Below are 17,361 nucleotides of genomic sequence, written 5' to 3' on the forward strand. Positions count from 1 at the left end.
GAAGGGAGTGGCCCATGAAGCGCCTGACCCCGTTGCTCACCCTCCTGTCGGGGGCGGTGACGGCTGCTGTGCTGTTCACAATGAGTGCGCAGGCATCTCCGCCGGGCACCCAACCCGAGGCCGGTGGAGGTGCACCGGCCGCCGCGCCGGCCGCACCCGCCGACGAGGAGGCGGACGCCGACGCCGCGGTGGACCCCGACGCCGAGGTGCCCGGGGAGGAACCGACCGACGCCGACGCCCGGCGACCGGCCGGCACCTCGCCGCCGACGGATCCGGATGCCTCGTCGGCCGGCACCGAGGTGACGTCGGTCGAGCAGAACTGGATCGGTGAACTCGAAAACGGGGCCACCATCGCCATCACCGTGAAGGACGGCAAGGCCGAGGCGTACGTCTGCGACGGCCGGAGCATGGAACTGTGGCTGTCCGGCACGGTGCGCGACGGCAAGCTCGAACTGACCGGCAAGGACGCGAAGCTGACCGGTGTCATCCGGGGTGACCGCGCCAGCGGTGAGATGGTCGTCGGCGTACGGCGCTGGAAGTTCACCGCCCGACCCGACGACACGTCGGCCGACGAAGCGGTGGTGAAATCCGGTTCGGGCACCGCTCCGGCGATCTACCGGGTGACCGACGAGACCCGCAAGGCCGGCTTCGACGGCGGCTGGATCATGCTGCCCGACGGCACCCAGATCGGCATCGTCACCTGGAACGGCCAGCCCATTCCGGCACCGCCGTTGGACCCCGCCTTCAACAGCACCGTCGTGAACGGAGTGACCCTCGTGGCCGAGCCGGTCGTCCCCGGGGCGCGGTGATGTCCCAGCACCGGCAGGGCGGGGCACGCACGGTGCCCCGCCGGGCGCCTGAGCCCACCGTCGAGGTGATGCGTGACTTCGGGGCCCCGCCGCCGAGCGCACCGAGGCGGCGGCCCTCGCTGCTGGTGCCGCTGGTGGTCGGGGCCGGGGTGGCGGTGGCGCTCGGTGTCTACGGACGCACCCACACCCCCACCGGCATCGCGGTGAACGTGGCCGGCTTCTCCTCGCCGCTGACGGTGAAGGTGTGGCTCGGCACCGGGGCGGCCTTCTTCGCCGTCATCCAACTGCTGTCCGCGCTGGCGATGTGGGGTCGGCTCGGCGGCTTCTCCCCGTCCTGGGCCGGCTCGGCGCACCGGTGGTCGGGGCGGATCGCGTTCCTGCTCACCGTGCCGGTCGCGGTGCACTGCCTCTACGCGCTCGGCTTCGCCGACTACGACACCCGTACGCTGCTGCACTCCCTGCTGGGCTGCTTCTTCTTCGGTGCCTTCGCCACCAAGATGCTGACCCTGCCCAAGCGGGGCCTTGCCGGTTGGGTGCTCCCCACGGTCGGCGGGGTCGTGTTCGTCGCCCTGATCGGGGTCTTCCTGACCTCGTCGGTCTGGTACTTCACCACGTTCGGCATCCAGTTCTGATCCCCGGAAAGGCAAGGCACCTCGGATGAACCACGAGCAGGTCGGCTGCTGCCGGTCGCGACGAGCCCTGCTGGCCGGTACCGGCGCGGTGAGCGTGGCCGCGTTGACCGGTTGTGCGACGTACGGTCAGCCCACCGCGGCACCGCCGGCCGCGTCACCCGCCGGCACCTCCGGCGTCGACCCGTCGGGCACCACGGGTGTCGACCCGTCCGGCACCGCCACCCCGGGCGACGACGACGCAGATCCCGGTACGCCGGCACTGGCCACGTTGGCCGACATCCCGGTCGGTGGCGGCGCGATCTTCGCCGACGCCGGCGTGGTGGTGACCCAGCCGACCGACGGGACCATCAAGGCGTACTCGGCGACCTGCACCCACCAGGGCTGCACGGTCACCTCGGTCTCCGACGGCACCATCGTCTGCGCCTGCCACAACAGCGTGTTCGACATCGCCGACGGTTCGGTGCGCAGCGGCCCGGCGAGGGCGCCGCTGCCCGCCGCGAACGTCACCGTCGACGGGGACGCCATCCGGTTGGCCTGACCCGGCGCCCGGCGATGCGAACGCGGTGACGCGGCCCACCCAGGCCCGGGCCGCGCGGGGCCGTCCGAGGTGGCGTCACGCCCCCGGACGGCCCCTGCCCCACCCACGATCAAGCGGGCGGGGCAGGGACACCAATCGTCAGGACGCGGTGCAGGTCAGCCCGGAGGGCGTACCCGATCCGCTGCCGGTCAGCCCGAACGTGGTGCTGGTGCCTGCCGCGAGCTGCCCGTTGTAGGGCTCGTTGCGCACCGTCACCGTCGTTCCGGAGGTGGTGAGCCGGCCGTTCCACAGTGACGCGATAGTGGTGCCGGCGGGGGCGGTCCAGCTGACCGTCCAGCCGGTGGTGGCCGACGTGCCGGTGTTGCGTACGGTCACCTCCGCCTGGTAGCCACCCTGCCAGGAGCTGGTGACCCGGTACGTCGCGGCGCACCCGCCGTTGCCGTTGTCGTTGCCGGCCGGGGTGGTGACGGTCGACGACGGCGAGGCCGCCGAGACGTTGCCGGCCGCGTCGCGCGCCCGCACGGTGAAGATGTAGCTGGTCGAGGCGCTCAGCCCGGTGGCCCGGTAGGTGGTGCCCGAGACCGTGCCGACCACAGTGGCCGCCCCGGATCCGGTGGCCCGCAGCACCTCGTACGACGTGACACCCACGTTGTCCGTGGCCGCCGCCCAGCTCAGCGTGGCGGCGGTGGCGGTCACCTCGGTGGCGGCCGGCCGACCCGGTGCGGTCGGCGCGGTGGTGTCACCGGGGCCGGGGCCGCCGGCGTAGCGCTCGGCGAGGCTCATGCCGGTGGTGGAGTCGGCGCCGCCGAGGCGCACCTGGTGGTCGAGGCCGACGAACTTGCCGTTGTGCTGCCACAACGCGGGCTTGAGCATCTGGTTGTACTTCGTCTCGTCCCAGCTCGCCCAGTCGTCGAGCAGCAGGCCCCCGGTGTCGCCGGAGTTGGGGTTGAGACACCAGAACGTGTGGTGGATGCCGTTCTCGATCATCAGGTCGCGCAGCGCGGCCATCCAGCGGTCCTGCCGGGCGTCCTGACCCAGCCGGCCGCCCCACTCCCCGATCAGCAGCGGCGCGATGTTCTGCTCGTGGATGTAGAACCAGTTCGGCCGCCACACGTCGTTGGTAAGCGAGTCCTTGTCGAAGTCGCCGGTGAACCACGGCTGCTCGTACACCAGCGGTCCGTAGTCGTGCGGGGAGTAGACGAGCTGGTCCTGCTGGGCGCCGAGGTTGACCGGGTGCTCGGCGACGCCGCGCAGGTTGCCGCCCCACCAGTTGTAGTGGTAGTTGGGGCTGCGGTCGGGGTTGGTGTTGGGCGAGTTCCAGGTGGCACCGGCGCGCGGGTAGATCTCGATGCCTTCACAGAGGATCAGCAGGTTCGGGTTGATCGCCAGGATCCGCCGGCCCGCCGTCTCGCACGCGTACTTGAAGTTGTCCTGGTCGGTGCTGGAGTCCCACTTGGCCCGTTGGGGATCGTTCGGCGTCCCGTGCGGCTCGTTCTTGACGTCCATCGCGACGATCGTGTCGTTCGTCCGGTAGCGGGTGGTGATCCACTCCCAGCCCTGGAAGAACAGCTCCGGGGTGATGCTGCCCTTCCACCACACCGGATAGACGTGGCCGGAGTTGTCCGCCTCGGCGCTGTGCACGTCGAGCATGACCTTCAGACCGTACTTCTCGCACAGCGCGAGCCAGTGGTCGAAGACCTGGAGGTTGTTCAGGCCCTCCAGCTCCGGGTTGACGTACGTGTTGACGTTCGGCCGGATCGTCTGCCCGGCCTTCCACTCCAGCAACAGTTGCGTGGAGATGGGCACCCGGACGATGTTGATGCCGCGCTGGGCCATCTGACGGGTGATCGATTCGAGGTTGCCCGACCACAGGCCGTGGAAGACCCGCTCGCTGGCGTTGAAGCCGAACCAGTTGGCCCCGGTGAGCCAGACCTGGTTGCCGGCCTCGTCAACGATCCGGTTGCCGTCGGTGTGCAGCCAGTCGTCGGTGGGTGCGGCGGCGACGGCCGGAGCACCGACCGTCGGCGCCGCCGTCGCGGCAGGCGCGGCGGCGGCCACGCCGAACAGGACGACGGCCGCCGCCGCGACGGCCGTGAGTTTGGTACGTGCGGACATGCGACTTCCTCTGGTGATGGGTGACGAGGAACGTCGACGACCCGTGCCCAAGGGTCGTGGGAGCGCTTCCATCGACACCCTAGGCGGTCTCGGCCACCAGGGGAAGCCACGTCACACCGCGAGGGCCTCCCGGACCGTGTGTTCGGCGGTGGTGCCGCCGTCGCCGGCGGAGGTGACGCGGCCAGACTCCAGGACGTGGTAGCGGTCGGCGACCCGCAGCGCGAAGCCGAGGTGCTGCTCGACCAGGAGCACGCTGAACCCGGTCTGCGCGATCAGGGCCACGATCCGGTCCTGGATCTCGGTCACCACCGACGGCTGGATGCCCTCGGTCGGTTCGTCGAGCATCAGCAGCCGGGGCCGGGTGATCAGCGCCCGGGCGATGGCCAGTTGCTGACGCTGGCCGCCGGAGAGCAGCCCGGCCCGCCGCCGCAGCAGTGGACGCAACGCCGGGAACAGGTCCAGCACCTCCGCGGTGGCCGCTGCTCCGTCCCGACGACCGTCGGCGACCAGGCGCAGGTTCTCCGCCGCGGTCAGATGGGGAAAGCACTGCTGCCCCTGCGGCACGTACGCGATCCCCCGGGCGACCCGCTCGTGCGGAGCCAGCCGGGTGATGTCCTCGCCGTCCAGCTCGACCCGGCCGGCGCTGGGGCGCAGCAGTCCGGCGGACACCCGAAGCAGGGTGGACTTGCCGGCCCCGTTGTGGCCCAGCACCGTGGCGACCCCGTCGGCGGGCACCGTCACGTCGACGCCGTGCAGCACCCGGCTGCGCCCGTAACCGGCGTGCACGCCGCGCATCGCGAGCATCATGCCTCCGTGTGTGTCGGGGCCGACCCGGCGTCGACCGGGTGACCGAGGTAGACCTCCTGCACGCGCGGGTCGGCCTGCACCTGGGCGACGGTGCCCTCGCTGAGCACCCGGCCGGCGTGCAGCACGGTGACGGTACGCGCGAAGCGGCGCAGGAAGTCCATGTCGTGCTCGATCACCACCACCGTGCGGTCCTGGCTCACCTTCTCCAGCAGCTGTCCGGTGGCGTCGCGTTCCTCGTGGCTCATGCCGGCGACCGGCTCGTCGAGCAGCAGCAGCCGGGTGTCCTGCACCAGCAGCATGCCGATCTCCAGCCACTGCTTCTGCCCGTGGGCGAGGGTGCCGGCGAGCTGGTCGGCCCGGCTTGACAGGCCGATCACGTCGAGGGCCTCGGCCACCTCGTCGGGCACGCCGCGGCGGCGACGCAGCAAGGTCGACCAGCCGCGTCGGGCCCCGGCGGCGATGTCGAGGTTCTGCAACACCGTCAGCTCCTCGAACACCGTGGAGGTCTGGAAGGTGCGGCCGACGCCGAGCCGGCTGATCCGGTGCACCGGCCGGCCGAGCAGCTCCCGGTCGCCGAAGCGCACCGAGCCGGTGGCCCGGACCAGGCCGGTGACGGCGTCCACCAGAGTGGTCTTGCCGGCGCCGTTGGGCCCGATCAGGAACCGGATGTCGCCGGGGGCGACGTCGAGGGAGACCCCGTCGACCGCGGTGAACCCGTCGAAGCTGACCCGCAGGTCACGCACGTAGAGCCCGTGCAACTGCCCGGTCATGCCGCCCCCTCCCGCCGCCGTGGTCGCAATCGGCCGAATCGGCTCGGGCGGGGTTCGCCGTCGTCGCGACGCCGGACCAGACCGATCAGCGAGGCCAGGCCGCCGGGCAGGAACGCCACCACCACCACGAAGAGCAGACCCTGAAGGTACGTCCAGGTGCCCGGGAAGCGCTCCGACAGGGCGGTACGCGCCCACGCCACCGCGACCGCCCCGAGTACCGGGCCGAGCAGCGTGGCCCGGCCGCCGATGGCGACGCCGATGACGAACTCGATGGAGGGCACGATCCCGATCAGCGCCGGGGAGATGATGCCCACCGCCGGCACGAAAAGCGCGCCGGCCAACCCGGCCATGCCGGCGGCGACCACGTAGGCGACCAGCTTCACGGTGGCCGGGTCGTAGCCGAGGAAACGGACCCGTTCCTCCGAGTCGCGGACGGCCACCAGCAGCTCGCCGTAGCGGCTCTGCATCAGGTGTCGAGCCACAGCCAGCAGCGCCAGCAGGGTGCCGGCGATGATGAAGTAGACCATCCGCTGGTTGACCGGGTCGTCCAGGTCGTAGCCGAAGAAGCCCTGGATGTCGGTGAGCCCGTTGGTGCCGCCGGTGGTGCCCTGCTGGCCGATCAGCAGGATCACCATGGCGGCGGCGAGGGCCTGGCTGAGGATGGCGAAGTAGGCGCCGCGCACCCGGCGGCGGAACACCAGCGATCCGAGTACGAAGGCGACCGCCATCGGCAGCAGCACCGTGGCGGGCAGCGCGAACCATGGGCTGGCGAACGGTCGCCACCACAGGGGCAGCTCGTCGAGTTGCCCGTACAGCATCATGAAGTCGGGCATGTTGCCCGGTCCCGCGTCGGCGAGCTTGAGGTGCATGGCCATCGCGTAGCCGCCGAGGCCGAAGAAGACCCCCTGGCCGAGGGTGAGCATGCCGCCGCGCCCCCAGGCCAGGCCGATGCCGACCGCGACCATGGCCACGCAGAGATACTTCGCCAGCAGGGAGAGCCGGAAGTCCGACAGCAGCAGCGGCGCGACGGCGAAGAGCAGTGCCGCGCCGAAGGCGAACCCGACGGCGGCCCGGTACCGGTGGCGGGACGGTCCGGCCGCCGGTCTGGTCGGTGGCGTCGACGCCGGGTCGGCGGCGGTGACGGGATCTCCGGCGACGGTGGTCATGCCAGACTCCTGGTACGCAGGGTAAACAGGCCCTGGGGTCGCCACTGGAGAAACGCGACGATGGCGATGAAGACCATCACCTTGGCGACGCTGAGGGTGGTGAGGTACTCGCCGGTGGCCTGGAGCACGCCCAGGGCGAAGGCGACGATGACGGTGCCCTTGAGCTGGCCGATCCCGCCGACCACGACGACCAGGAAGGCGTCGATGATCAGGTTGGTGCCCATGGTGGGACCGATCGGCCCGAGCAGGGTGAGGGCCACTCCGGCGATGCCGGCCAGGCCGGAACCGATGAAGAAGGTCATCCGGTCGACCCGGGCGGTGGGAATGCCGGATACGGCGGCCAGGTCCCGGTTCTGCACGACGGCCCGGATCCGGCGGCCCAGCGGGGTGACCCGCAGGGCCAGGGTCAACGCGACGACCGCGCCGCCGGCCAGGGCCAGGATGAACAACCGGTTGTTGGCCACGGTTATGCCGCCGGGCAGCGCGATGTTGCCGGTCAACAGCTCCGGTGCGCGGGTCTGCACGTTGGGGCTGCCGAAGATGTCCCGGGCCAACTGTTGCAGGATCAGCGACACCCCCCAGGTGACCAGCAGGGTGTCCAGCGGGCGGGCGTAGAGGCGGCGGATCAGCAGGACCTCCAACAGCACCCCCATCGCGCCGGCCACCACGAAGGCGACCGGCAGTGCGATCAGCAGCGACCAGCCGGCCGCCGTGATGACCTGTTGCAGGACGTAGGTCGTGTAGGCCCCGGCCATGATGAACTCGCCGTGGGCCATGTTGATCACGCCCATCTGGCCGAAGGTGAGGGCCAGGCCGAGCGCGATGAGCAGCAGCACCGCCCCGATGCTGACGCCGGTGAAGAGTTGGCCGATGAGAACTGTCACGGTGCGTACTCCGAACTGCTGGTGGGGGTGGGCCCGGGCGGGTGTGCCGCCCGGGCCCACCGGGTCAGCTCAGGCCACCGGCCCACGGGTAGCTCTTGAGGTACGGATCGGGAGTGATCGGCTGTCCGGAGTTCCAGACCTCGGTGATCAGTCCGTCCGCACCGACCTTGCCGACGCGTGCCGTCTTGGCGATGTGCTGGGTGGCGCCGTCCACGGTGACCATGCCCTCGGGCGCCTCGAAGGTGATGCCGTCGGAGGCCTCCCGGACCTTCTCCACGTCGAAGGTGCCGGCCTTCTCGACCATCGCCTTCCACAGGTAGACCGAGACGTACGCGGCCTCCATCGGGTCGCTGGTCGGCTTGTCCGCCCCGTACTTGGCCTTGTACGCCGCCACGAACTTCTCGTTCGCCGTCCCGGGCGTGGTCTGGTAGTAGTTCCAGGCGGTGAGCTGGCCCTCCAGGTACTGGGTGCCGATGCTCTTGACCTCCTCCTCGGCGATCGACACCGACACCACCGGCATGCTGGCGGCGGTCAGCCCGGCCGACTTGTACTCCTTGAAGAAGGCCACGTTGCTGTCACCGTTGAGCGTGTTGAACACCGCGTCGGCGCCGGCGGACTTCACCTTGTTCGTGATGGTGCCGAACTCGGTGGAGCCCAGCGGGGCGTAGTCCTCGCCAAGCACCTTCATCCCGTTGGCCTCGGCGTACGCCTTGATGATCTTGTTTGCGGTGCGCGGGAAGACGTAGTCGGAACCGACCAGATAGAGCGAGGTGGCCCCCTGCGCCTTGAGGTAGTCCAGGCCGGGGACGATCTGCTGGTTCGTCGTGGCCCCGGTGTAGAAGATGTACGGCGACTGCTCCAGCCCCTCGTACTGCACCGGGTAGAACAGCAGCGACTTGTTCTTTTCGAACACCGGCTTGACGGCCTTGCGGCTGGCCGAGGTCCAGCAGCCGAAGACGGCCGCCACGCGGTCCTCCCGGATCAGTTTCTCGGCCTTCTCGGCGAAGGTCGGCCAGTCCGAGGCGCCGTCCTCGCCGACGGGTTCGATTTTCTTGTCGAGCACGCCCCCGGCGGCGTTGATCTCCTCGATCGCCAGCATGATCGCGTCTCGGACGGTGACCTCGCTGATGGCCATCGTGCCGGATAGGGAGTTGAGCAGGCCCACCTTGACGGTGTCGCCGGAGACGTCGGCGGCGACGCCCGCAGCGGTGTTTCCGTCGGTGGTCTTGCTGCCGCACGCGGCCAGCGCGGCCGCGGCGACCAGGGTCATGGCACCCGCCAGGATGCGGCGTCCCCGGATCAGTGTCATCAATTCTCCCTGCGTCGCGCGTGTGACGTCAGTCAGTGCCCGGGAACGATCGTCGGCCCCGAGTCGAAGTGCGGATCTGTCTAACTGCGGTGCGGTCCGTCGGAACATTGGCGCTGCCCGGTGCGGCGGGTGGACACCGACCCGGGCGGCGATTCGGATATCGGGCAGGGAAAGCTTCGATCCGTTTCATTGCACGGATGTTTCCCAGTCCTCAATAGAGTGTTTCCGCTGGCCCGACCACTTCGACGAGGGCACGAAAAATGCCGGCGCATCGCCGATGCAGAATCGACGGAATGACACCGGCACACGATTTTTCAGCCGCATTCGGCTGCACTTTCCGTCCATCGCCGGACGGGTGGTGATATCCGACGCTACGGTCGGATGCTTCACGTAGGAAGTATCTTGGCCGCCGGCCGGCGGACCTGTCAAGGCACGGTCCGGTCACACCCGGCGGAGATCACAGTTCAGTCAGGACGGTGAAGTCGAGGCCGTCGGCCTCGGCCAGGTAGATCCGCTGACGGACGTGCCGGCGGCGCAGCCGCAACTCTCCGCGCGGCCCGTCGTACGACACCACGTCGGCGGAGGCCTCCACCGCCCGTACGTCCAGCGTGCCGGCCTTGGCGATCAACGCGGCCAGCAACATCACACCCTCGTAGCAGGACTCCCCCAGGCTGCCCAGCGGTGGCGCCTCCAGGCCGAAGCGCCGACCGAAGCTGCCGTGGAAGTCGAGATTCTCCTGGGTCACCAGGCCGGCGAAGAAACCCGCCGTGCTGAACAGCCCCCGGGTGTTGGCGGCACCGCTGGCGAGCAGCATGTTCTCGTCCATCAGGGTGCTCAGGCGCAGACAACGCTGGTCCAGACCGGCTCGGGCGAACGCCCGGTTGAACCGGACCGCGTCGGCCCCCACGAGCATCATGAGCACCGCGTCGGCGTCGCTGCGTTCGATGCGCCGCAGCACCTCGGCGTAGTCGTGGGTCTCCAACGGCAGGAAGTGCTGGCCGACCACGCGTCCGCCGCTGCGCAGCGCGTACCGGTGTGCCGCCCGGGTCGTCCGGCGCGGCCAGACGTAGTCGTTGCCGACCACGAACCAGCGCCGCACCCCGAGATCCCCGGCGAGCACCCGCATCGCCGGCCACAGCTGCGCGTCCGGCGTCTCGCTGGTCAGGAAAACACCCTCGGTACGCTCGCCACCCTCGTACAGGGCGGTGTAGACGTACGGCACCCGGTGCGCGATGCGCGGCGCCACCGCCTGACGCACGGAGGAGATGTGCCAGCCGGTGACGCCCTGCACCGCGCCCACCGACACCAGCGCCTCCACCTCGGCGGCCACCTCGGCCGGCGGTGCCCCGCCGTCGACCGGCACCAGCCGCAACTCCCGGCCGAGCACGCCGCCACGCCGGTTGAGTTCCTCGACCGCGAGCTGCGCACAGAGTTCACAGCTCGGGCCGAACATGCCCGCCGGCCCACGCATCGGATACACCAACGCGATACTGACCACACCGCGATCGACGGTCAGCCAGGACGCCCCGGCGGAGATGCTCTCCCCCGCCTGCGGGCGCCCGGACCCCGGTGCCGGCGCGGACATGAACACATGGTGGCCGCCGCCGCTGGTGAAGACCAGCCCTCCCCAGTCACCGGGACATCTCGCTACGATGACACCGCAACCGCGAGGCGGGAGTGCCATGTCAGACCTTCCCGGTTCCGCAGCCGACCTGCTACCCCTGCTCACCCGCGCCGAGCGGCTGCTCTCGCGCCGGGTCGGCGGGGTGCTCGCCGCCGAGTCGCTCACCATCGAGGCGTGGCGGGTCCTCTGCCTGCTCGCCGACGGTCTCGGTCATCCGATGAGCGAGGTCGCCGCCGAGGCGTCGCTGCCACCCGGCACGCTGACCAAGCTTGTCGACCAACTCGTCGACCGTAACCTCGTCTTCCGCCGCGTCGATCCGATCGACCGCCGTCGCATCCGCGCCTACCTGACCGCACGGGGCCGCCGCGAGCACGAGCGGGTGGACGCCGAGATCCGCGCCCACCTCGCCGGCCTCGACGCGACCGACGACACCACCCTCGCCGTCCTACTGGACGCCCTCATCACCCGCCTCGACACCAGCCACCGCACCCCCACCCCCGCCTGACCTGCCCCCGCCCAGCGCCGAGGACGCCCCACACCCCGAACGCCGCGATCTTGCACTTTCGGTCGCCGATAAGCACTATTTGCGGCTTACAACCCGACCAAAAGTGCAAGATCGCCGAACGTGGGGGTGGGGAATGGGTCAGCCGCCGTTGACGGGGCGGAAGTGGGGGACGGTGTGGCGGGCGCGGGGGGTGGGGCTTGTGGTGCGGGCGACGGCGTCGAACATGGTCCGGCCCAGGACCGCGTGTGCGCGTACGGCCGGGTGGGTGCCGCCGTAGTTGTCCAGGTCGCCGAGGGAGTCGGCGAAGAAGGCGTACGTCAGGGTGGGTGCGCCCGTCGCGTCGAACATGATGCCGGCCTCGTGCCGGGCGGCACCCGAGGCATCGAAGTCGGCGCCGTACTTGGTGGCGACCCGGCTGCGTTCCGCCGAGGACATGTCGCGGCGGATGCCGTCGTGGTAGCCGTTGATCCACCGCAGGATGCCGAGCAGGAAGTCACTCGACCGGGCCGACAGCAGGGTTTTGTTGGCCAGCCGCCACAGCAGGTCGTGGGTCTCGCGCGGAGTGGTCACACCGAGGAAGAACCGGTTCGGGTTGGCCACCGGCTCGACCCGGGTGTGCGTGAATCCCTTGGCCGCCAGGATCTCGTTGATCTCCAGTGCCGGCACCACCCGGCCGCACATCCGTACCGCCGTGTTGTCGCTGACGAGCAGCATCGCGGTGAGGAAGTTCGCCACGGTGACCTCGTCGCCCCAGACCGTCTGCAGGAAGTAGATCCCGCTGCCGCCGAGGATGATGTCGGCGGTGAGGTCGAGCCGCTGGTCCAGCCGCAGCTCGCCCCGGTCGATCTTGTCCATGACCGCCACCGCGACCGCCAGCTTCTGCACGCTGTACCCGTGCGTCACCCGGTCCGCGTCGTCGGCGATCACGGTCCGGAGGGTCCCGTTGGCGTCGAGCATCGCGACGTGCGAGCGCCACACCCCACCGGCGCGGGCCTTCTGCTGCCGGTACGTCCGGCGAATCACCTCTCGCGGCGGCACCCTGTCGATGCCCGCCGTGGTGCCGTCAGCCGGCGCGGCCACCGCACCGGACGGCGTCGCCGCCAACGTCACAGCTGCCGCACCGAATCCGATCGCGGCCCGACGACTGACCCGCTTGATCATTGCCTCTCCCAGGGTTTCCGCTGCCACCGGCGACCGCCGGCACCTGACCCACCCTGCCACATGTCCACAGAGGACACTTGCCGACACCGGACCGGTCAGAGCCCGCTTATCGTCTCCGGCGCCCGTTCCCGGCGGGACAGTGCCCGCACCACCGCGAGCGGACCGTGCCGCCAGGCGGCGATCCGGGTGAGCAGGTCACTCGTCAGTTCGGTGGCGGCGGCCGGCATCTCGGGCGTCGGCAGGCCCAGGCTGACCGCCAGATCGTCGGTGTGCACCACCAGCTCCAGCAGCCGGGTCAGCAGGAAGTCGTCGACGGCCAGTCCCCAGTCGCCGAGGTCGACGATCCGGTACGAGGGCTGTGTCGGCACGGTGCGGCGCAGCCGGCCCAGGAACTCGTCGACCTCGGCGGCGAGTCGACTGGCGGTGGTCTCGGCGGCGGCCCGCTCCCCCCGCTCGCGGATGTCGGTGTTGTCTTCCTCCTCGGCACCGGTGGTCACCCACGCGCTGCCGGTGAAGTGCGCCAGGACGTCGATCGCGGTCCGTCCCGGCGGCGCGTCGAGCAGTTCGGCGGTCCGGGTGATCTGGTTGGCCAGGTGCCGGGCCAGCCCGCCGGTGGAGCAGTGCGGCAGAGCGCTCGGCGTCGTCCAACGCTCGGCCAGCACCGGCGTACGCAGCAGCGCGGCGGCGATGTCGGCGGTGGCGAGGTAGGCGCTCCGGGTGGTGATGTTCTCGGGCACCAGCCCCGGATCGACGCGCAGGCCCAGGTCCGGCTGGTCCAGCCAGTCCAGTCGGGCCGAGATGCGCTCGGCGTGTTCGGTGAGCAGCAGCCGCACGCTGTACACGGCCAGCAGCATCGCCTGGAGGGAGTCCACCCCGTACGCGGCGTCGACCGCACCGTCGGCCAGCCCCTCGATCTGGAACGGGCAGCGCCAGTCACCGCCCGGCAACGGGTCGGGGTGCGGCCTGCCGAAGCGGACGACCACCTCCGAGGTGACATCGTCCGGAGTGACCACTGCGATCCGCCGCTCGGCGACGACCTCACCCAACTCGTACAACCCCACGCTCCCCTCGCCCGCCCGAAGCAGCGATGGTATCCAGAGCGGTCTCCGGTTCGAGGTACTCCCGCAGGGTGTGCGCGTCCGGCGCGGTGGCGCTCCACAGCGTCGCCGGGCCACCGGCCAGCGGCAGCCGGGCCCACGTGGCGCCCACGGCGGGCGGCTCCGCCGGGCGGTCCGGGTCCACGATCAGCAGCGAGCCGGTGGCGGGCGCGCCGGCCAGCACCGCCGGTCCGGCCCAGCCGGCGGCGTTCGGCCCGACCGTCAGGGACTGCCGCAGCAGCGGCCGACCGTCCAGGTCCACCCACGTGTTGACCTCGACGTTGCCGGGCTGCTCGCCATACCGGCCGCAGATCAGCTCGTCCCGCCAGTGCAGGGTGCCGCCGGCCGCGACGTCCACCCGCGAGTCGGCGACGTGCGCGCAGCCGGCCGCCGCGACCAGTTGCTCGGGCAGCCAGAGCAGGGTCGCCCGCTCGGCGACGGTGGCCCGGACCAGCATCCGGGACACCGCGCCGGGGCGGCCGGGCAGGGCCACCGAGGCGGCCACGGTGTGCACGCGTACCGCCGCACCGGGGCCGACCTCGACATCCAGCCGCAGGTCGTCGCCGGCCAGCGGCCCGGCCGCGCCGCCGACGACGTACACCGTGAGGCCACCGCCGGGGGCCGGCACCTGGCGCAGCAGCAGCGGACTCTCGCCGCGCAGCTCGACCAGGGTGGTACGGCCGTTCCTGTCGACGCGGGCCGCCAGCCGGGCGGTGGCCCGCATCAGGCCTGCCCGGCGGGGGCCGCCACGACCGGCGCGGGCCGGTCCGCGCCTGCCGACGCGGCCCGGTGGTGGGCCAGTTCGTGACGGATCCACCCGGCGACCTGGGTCGCCAGGGGGTCCTCGCTGATGGACTGGAACACCGTGGGCAGGTCGCCGCGGCGGGCACGGGCGTCGCGGTCCATCACGGACAGGTCGGCACCGACCATCGGCGCCAGGTCGGTCTTGTTGATGACCAGCAGGTCGGCGGCGGTCACCCCCGGGCCGCCCTTACGGGGCACCTTGTCCCCGCCGGCCACGTCCACCACGAAGATCTGCCGGTCGACCAGGCCCCGGCTGAACGTGGCCGTCAGGTTGTCGCCGCCACTCTCCACAAGCACCAGGTCCAGCGGACCCAGCGCGTCGGTCAGGTCGTCGACGGCGTCGAGGTTGGCGCCGATGTCGTCGCGGATGGCGGTGTGCGGACAGCAGCCCGTCTCCACCGCGCGGATCCGGGTCGGATCGAGCACCCCGGCGCGTTTGAGGAAGTCCGCGTCCTCGGTGGTGTAGATGTCGTTCGTCACCACCCCCAGGCGCAGTTCGTCGGCGAACGCCCGGCACAGCGCCGCGACCAGGGCGGTCTTGCCGGAGCCCACCGGCCCGCCGATGCCGACCCGCAGTGCCCGCGCGGCAGTCGGCAGCGGGGCGTGCGGGTCGACCCCCGGCTCGGGGTGGGTGTGGGGAACGGACTCGTCGTGGTCGACTTCAGGACGCAAAGAGACGCACCTCCCAGGTGACGTGAGCTTCGGCGTGGATGTCGGCGAGCGGAGCGGCGGCGGCGGGCAGCCGCTCCGGTGGTTCCTCGGCGGCGCGGGCCGCCCGCGCCGCGGTGGCGTCGCAGGCGCCGGCGAGCCGCACCAGCAGGGCCTGCACCTGGTACGGGTCCAGGCCGAGCAGGCGTACGGCGGCACTGGCCGAGCCGGTCACCGTCGCGTGGGCGGCGACGGTGGCCACCTGACCGGGGTTCAGACCGGCGGCGGCACCGACCAGCCCCAGCACCAGGGGCTGGTGTGGACCGTCCGGCCCGGCGGGCAGGTCGTCGAAGGTGGTCGCCGGCCAGATCCGGCGACCGGCCCGCAGCAGCGCCCGCCCCTGCCGACGGGACACCGACCGTTGGGCCGGCGAGGCGGTCCGGGCGTCCAGTTCGGCGTCGAGGCGCACGAGCGCCGCCCGTCGGCCCGGCGCGACCCGCTCCGGTGCCGACGGCCGTGGTGGCCGGCCCCCGGCGGGACGGCCACCGGTCACCGGACAACCCGGCGATCCCGAGGCCATCCGGCAGGTGGCGGCGGCGAACGCCGCCGCGACAAGTCCTGCGGTGGCCAACCGGCCCCGCAGGTACTCCCCCAGGGTGTCCAGGTCGGTCACCCGGCCGGCGGCGACAGCCGCCTCCAGCCCGGCCGAATGCGCGTGCGCACCGGCCGGGAAGCGCCCGTCGGCGAGGAGCAGCAGCATCGTCGTGGCGGTCATCAGAACAGGAAGTACCGCTGGGCCATGGGCAGTTCGGCAACCGGATCCGGCTCCACCACCACGCCGTCGATCCGGACCGTGAAGGTGTCCGGGTCGACCTCGATGCGTGGCAGGGCGTCGTTCTCCGGCAGGTCGGTCTTGCCGCGCGACCGTACGTCGGTCACCGGCACCACCCGACGTCGTACGTCCAGCCGCAGCCCGGCCTCCAGCGCCGCGGGCGCGACGAACGCCAGGCTGGTGGCCGCCGCCGCGCCGCCGTACGCGCCGAACATCGGCCGGGGCAGCATCGGCTGTGGGGTGGGGATCGAGGCGTTCGCGTCACCCATCTGGGCGTACGCGATGAGGCCGCCCTTGACGACCAGGTGCGGTCGTACGCCGAAGAACGCCGGCTCCCACAGCACCAGGTCGGCGAGCTTGCCCGACTCCACGGACCCGATCTCGTGGTCGAGACCGTTCGCCATGGCCGCGCAGATGGTGTACTTCGCGACGTACCGACGGGCCCGGTGGTTGTCGGCGGCGCCGTCCCCGGGCAGGGCGCCCACCCGGGCCTTCATCACGTGCGCGCTCTGCCAGGTACGCAGCACGACCTCCCCGATCCGGCCCATCGCCTGCGCGTCGGAGCCGATGATGGAGATCGCGCCTAGGTCGTGCAGCAGATCCTCGGCGGCCATCGTGGACGGCCGGATGCGGCTCTCGGCGAACGCCAGGTCCTCCGGCACCGCCGGGTTGAGATGGTGGCAGACCATCAGCATGTCGAGGTGCTCGGCAAGGGTGTTGCGGGTGTACGGGCGGGTCGGGTTCGTCGACGACGGCAGCACGTTCGGCTCACCGGCGACGGTGATGATGTCCGGCGCGTGTCCGCCACCGGCCCCCTCGGTGTGGTACGAGTGGATCGCCCGGCCGCCGATGGCGCGCAGGGTGTCGGCGACGAACCCGGCCTCGTTGAGGGTGTCGGTGTGGATGGAGACCTGCACGCCGGAGGCGTCGGCGACCCGCAGGCAGGCGTCGATCGCCGCCGGGGTGGTGCCCCAGTCCTCGTGCAGCTTGAATCCGCCGGCTCCGGCCCGCAGCTGCTCCCACAGCGCCTCTTCCGAGACGGTGTTTCCCTTGCCGAGCAGCAGCACGTTGACCGGGAAGGTGTCGAGGGCCTCGTGCATCCGGGCCAGGTGCCAGACGTTCGGGGTGACGGTGGTGGCCCGGGTGCCCTCGGCCGGTCCGGTGCCGCCGCCGACCAGGGTGGTGACTCCGCTGGCGAGGGCCTCGGCGACCAGCTGCGGGCAGATGAGGTGCACGTGGGTGTCGACCGCCCCGGCGGTGAGGATCCGACCGTTGCCGGCGATCACCTCGGTGGCCGGGCCGATCACCAGGTCCGGGTGAACACCGTCCATGGTGTCCGGGTTACCGGCCCGGCCGAGCGCCACGATCCGCCCGTCGCGCAGCCCGACGTCCGCCTTCACCACCCCCCAGTGATCGAGGACGACCGCACCGGTGATCACGGTGTCCAGGGCACCCTCGGCGCGGGTGGCCCGGGACTGGCCCATCGACTCACGAATCACCTTGCCGCCGCCGAAGACCGCCTCGTCCCCACCGGCGCAGTAATCCTGCTCAATCTCGATGAGCAGGTTCGTGTCGGCCAGCCGGATCCGGTCGCCGGTGGTCGGCCCGTACAGGGCGACGTAGCGGCCCCGCTCGACGCTGCTCATGCCAGCACTCCGCT

General features: G+C 71.3%; 18 protein-coding genes. 4 read left to right on the forward strand and 14 right to left on the reverse strand.

Features of this window, described 5'->3' with window-relative positions:
• Positions 1–14: 14 nt before the first annotated feature.
• The 3 genes from O7601_RS22325 to O7601_RS22335 all read left to right on the forward strand — a co-directional run bounded on the left by O7601_RS22325 (position 15) and on the right by O7601_RS22335 (position 1,979).
• On the forward strand, positions 15–809 hold the full coding sequence (locus O7601_RS22325) for a hypothetical protein (RefSeq protein ID WP_281563039.1): 795 nt from the start codon (positions 15–17) through the stop codon (positions 807–809).
• Positions 810–877: 68 nt separating this feature from the next.
• On the forward strand, positions 878–1,441 hold the full coding sequence (locus O7601_RS22330; protein ID WP_281563040.1) for a DUF6529 family protein: 564 nt from the start codon (positions 878–880) through the stop codon (positions 1,439–1,441).
• Positions 1,442–1,466: 25 nt separating this feature from the next.
• The gene (locus tag O7601_RS22335; RefSeq protein ID WP_281563041.1) at positions 1,467–1,979 is read left to right on the forward strand and encodes a Rieske (2Fe-2S) protein; all 513 of its coding nucleotides are present in this window, start codon (positions 1,467–1,469) and stop codon (positions 1,977–1,979) included.
• A gap of 138 nt (positions 1,980–2,117) precedes the next feature.
• Here O7601_RS22335 and O7601_RS22340 read toward each other — a convergent pair whose 3' ends face one another.
• The 8 genes from O7601_RS22340 to O7601_RS22375 form a co-directional block, all read right to left on the reverse strand.
• On the reverse strand, positions 2,118–4,094 hold the full coding sequence (locus O7601_RS22340) for a cellulase family glycosylhydrolase (RefSeq protein WP_281563042.1): 1,977 nt from the start codon (positions 4,092–4,094) through the stop codon (positions 2,118–2,120).
• A 111-nt stretch (positions 4,095–4,205) separates the two neighbouring features.
• Positions 4,206–4,901 carry an urea ABC transporter ATP-binding subunit UrtE gene (urtE, locus tag O7601_RS22345; protein WP_281563043.1) on the reverse strand — a complete coding sequence of 232 codons (696 nt, stop codon included), beginning with the start codon at positions 4,899–4,901 and terminating at the stop codon, positions 4,206–4,208.
• The gene (urtD, locus tag O7601_RS22350; protein ID WP_281563044.1) at positions 4,898–5,671 is read right to left on the reverse strand and encodes an urea ABC transporter ATP-binding protein UrtD; all 774 of its coding nucleotides are present in this window, start codon (positions 5,669–5,671) and stop codon (positions 4,898–4,900) included. Before urtD ends, urtE begins: the two co-directional genes overlap by 4 nt.
• Positions 5,668–6,837: an urea ABC transporter permease subunit UrtC gene (gene urtC, locus O7601_RS22355; RefSeq protein WP_281563045.1), complete on the reverse strand. Its 1,170-nt coding sequence runs from the start codon at positions 6,835–6,837 to the stop codon at positions 5,668–5,670. The genes urtD and urtC overlap by 4 nt, the downstream gene beginning before the upstream one ends.
• Positions 6,834–7,721 carry an urea ABC transporter permease subunit UrtB gene (gene urtB, locus O7601_RS22360; RefSeq protein WP_210933882.1) on the reverse strand — a complete coding sequence of 296 codons (888 nt, stop codon included), beginning with the start codon at positions 7,719–7,721 and terminating at the stop codon, positions 6,834–6,836. Before urtB ends, urtC begins: the two co-directional genes overlap by 4 nt.
• 64 nt (positions 7,722–7,785) lie before the next feature.
• Complete coding sequence (gene urtA, locus O7601_RS22365) at positions 7,786–9,030, reverse strand: urea ABC transporter substrate-binding protein (protein WP_281563046.1); 1,245 nt, start codon at positions 9,028–9,030, stop codon at positions 7,786–7,788.
• 186 nt (positions 9,031–9,216) lie between these two features.
• A complete protein-coding gene (locus O7601_RS22370; RefSeq protein ID WP_281563047.1) occupies positions 9,217–9,420 on the reverse strand; it encodes a hypothetical protein in 204 nt (67 codons plus the stop codon).
• Between the two features lie 67 nt (positions 9,421–9,487).
• Positions 9,488–10,615, reverse strand: a complete 1,128-nt coding sequence (locus O7601_RS22375; protein WP_281563048.1) for a substrate-binding domain-containing protein — start codon at positions 10,613–10,615, stop codon at positions 9,488–9,490.
• Between the two features lie 97 nt (positions 10,616–10,712).
• Between O7601_RS22375 and O7601_RS22380 the strand changes: the two genes are divergently transcribed.
• A complete protein-coding gene (locus O7601_RS22380; protein WP_281563049.1) occupies positions 10,713–11,159 on the forward strand; it encodes a MarR family transcriptional regulator in 447 nt (148 codons plus the stop codon).
• Positions 11,160–11,297: 138 nt separating this feature from the next.
• Here the strand turns inward: O7601_RS22380 and O7601_RS22385 are convergent, their stop codons facing one another.
• The 6 genes from O7601_RS22385 to O7601_RS22410 form a co-directional block, all read right to left on the reverse strand.
• A complete protein-coding gene (locus O7601_RS22385; protein ID WP_281563050.1) occupies positions 11,298–12,320 on the reverse strand; it encodes a serine hydrolase in 1,023 nt (340 codons plus the stop codon).
• Between the two features lie 95 nt (positions 12,321–12,415).
• Positions 12,416–13,381 (reverse strand): maleylpyruvate isomerase N-terminal domain-containing protein, encoded by a 966-nt coding sequence (locus tag O7601_RS22390; RefSeq protein ID WP_281563051.1) that lies wholly within the window; start codon positions 13,379–13,381, stop codon positions 12,416–12,418.
• Entirely contained in the window at positions 13,359–14,141 is a 783-nt protein-coding gene (locus O7601_RS22395) for an urease accessory protein UreD (RefSeq protein ID WP_281563052.1), read from the reverse strand. Before O7601_RS22395 ends, O7601_RS22390 begins: the two co-directional genes overlap by 23 nt.
• On the reverse strand, positions 14,141–14,893 hold the full coding sequence (ureG, locus tag O7601_RS22400) for an urease accessory protein UreG (RefSeq protein ID WP_281563053.1): 753 nt from the start codon (positions 14,891–14,893) through the stop codon (positions 14,141–14,143). Before ureG ends, O7601_RS22395 begins: the two co-directional genes overlap by 1 nt.
• On the reverse strand, positions 14,883–15,644 hold the full coding sequence (locus O7601_RS22405; RefSeq protein ID WP_281563054.1) for an urease accessory UreF family protein: 762 nt from the start codon (positions 15,642–15,644) through the stop codon (positions 14,883–14,885). The genes ureG and O7601_RS22405 overlap by 11 nt, the downstream gene beginning before the upstream one ends.
• The gene (locus O7601_RS22410; protein WP_281563055.1) at positions 15,644–17,347 is read right to left on the reverse strand and encodes an urease subunit alpha; all 1,704 of its coding nucleotides are present in this window, start codon (positions 17,345–17,347) and stop codon (positions 15,644–15,646) included. Before O7601_RS22410 ends, O7601_RS22405 begins: the two co-directional genes overlap by 1 nt.
• Between the last annotated feature and the right edge of the window lie 14 nt (positions 17,348–17,361).

The sequence above is a fragment of the Verrucosispora sp. WMMD573 genome (assembly GCF_027497175.1).
In the GTDB taxonomy this organism is placed as follows: Bacteria; Actinomycetota; Actinomycetes; order Mycobacteriales; family Micromonosporaceae; genus Micromonospora.

Bases quoted from the DNA above. Each gene is read 5' to 3' on its own strand.
- O7601_RS22405 (WP_281563054.1), bottom strand. From the start codon at position 15,644: ATGACCGCCACGACGATGCTGCTGCTCCTCGCCGACGGGCGCTTCCCG.
- O7601_RS22410 (WP_281563055.1), bottom strand. From the start codon at position 17,347: ATGAGCAGCGTCGAGCGGGGCCGCTACGTCGCCCTGTACGGGCCGACC.
- O7601_RS22340 (WP_281563042.1), bottom strand. From the start codon at position 4,094: ATGTCCGCACGTACCAAACTCACGGCCGTCGCGGCGGCGGCCGTCGTC.
- O7601_RS22385 (WP_281563050.1), bottom strand. From the start codon at position 12,320: ATGATCAAGCGGGTCAGTCGTCGGGCCGCGATCGGATTCGGTGCGGCA.
- O7601_RS22330 (WP_281563040.1), top strand. From the start codon at position 878: ATGCGTGACTTCGGGGCCCCGCCGCCGAGCGCACCGAGGCGGCGGCCC.
- O7601_RS22395 (WP_281563052.1), bottom strand. From the start codon at position 14,141: ATGCGGGCCACCGCCCGGCTGGCGGCCCGCGTCGACAGGAACGGCCGT.
- O7601_RS22375 (WP_281563048.1), bottom strand. From the start codon at position 10,615: ATGTCCGCGCCGGCACCGGGGTCCGGGCGCCCGCAGGCGGGGGAGAGC.
- O7601_RS22325 (WP_281563039.1), top strand. From the start codon at position 15: ATGAAGCGCCTGACCCCGTTGCTCACCCTCCTGTCGGGGGCGGTGACG.
- urtA (WP_281563046.1), bottom strand. From the start codon at position 9,030: ATGACACTGATCCGGGGACGCCGCATCCTGGCGGGTGCCATGACCCTG.
- urtC (WP_281563045.1), bottom strand. From the start codon at position 6,837: ATGACCACCGTCGCCGGAGATCCCGTCACCGCCGCCGACCCGGCGTCG.
- urtE (WP_281563043.1), bottom strand. From the start codon at position 4,901: ATGATGCTCGCGATGCGCGGCGTGCACGCCGGTTACGGGCGCAGCCGG.
- urtD (WP_281563044.1), bottom strand. From the start codon at position 5,671: ATGACCGGGCAGTTGCACGGGCTCTACGTGCGTGACCTGCGGGTCAGC.
- O7601_RS22335 (WP_281563041.1), top strand. From the start codon at position 1,467: ATGAACCACGAGCAGGTCGGCTGCTGCCGGTCGCGACGAGCCCTGCTG.
- O7601_RS22380 (WP_281563049.1), top strand. From the start codon at position 10,713: ATGTCAGACCTTCCCGGTTCCGCAGCCGACCTGCTACCCCTGCTCACC.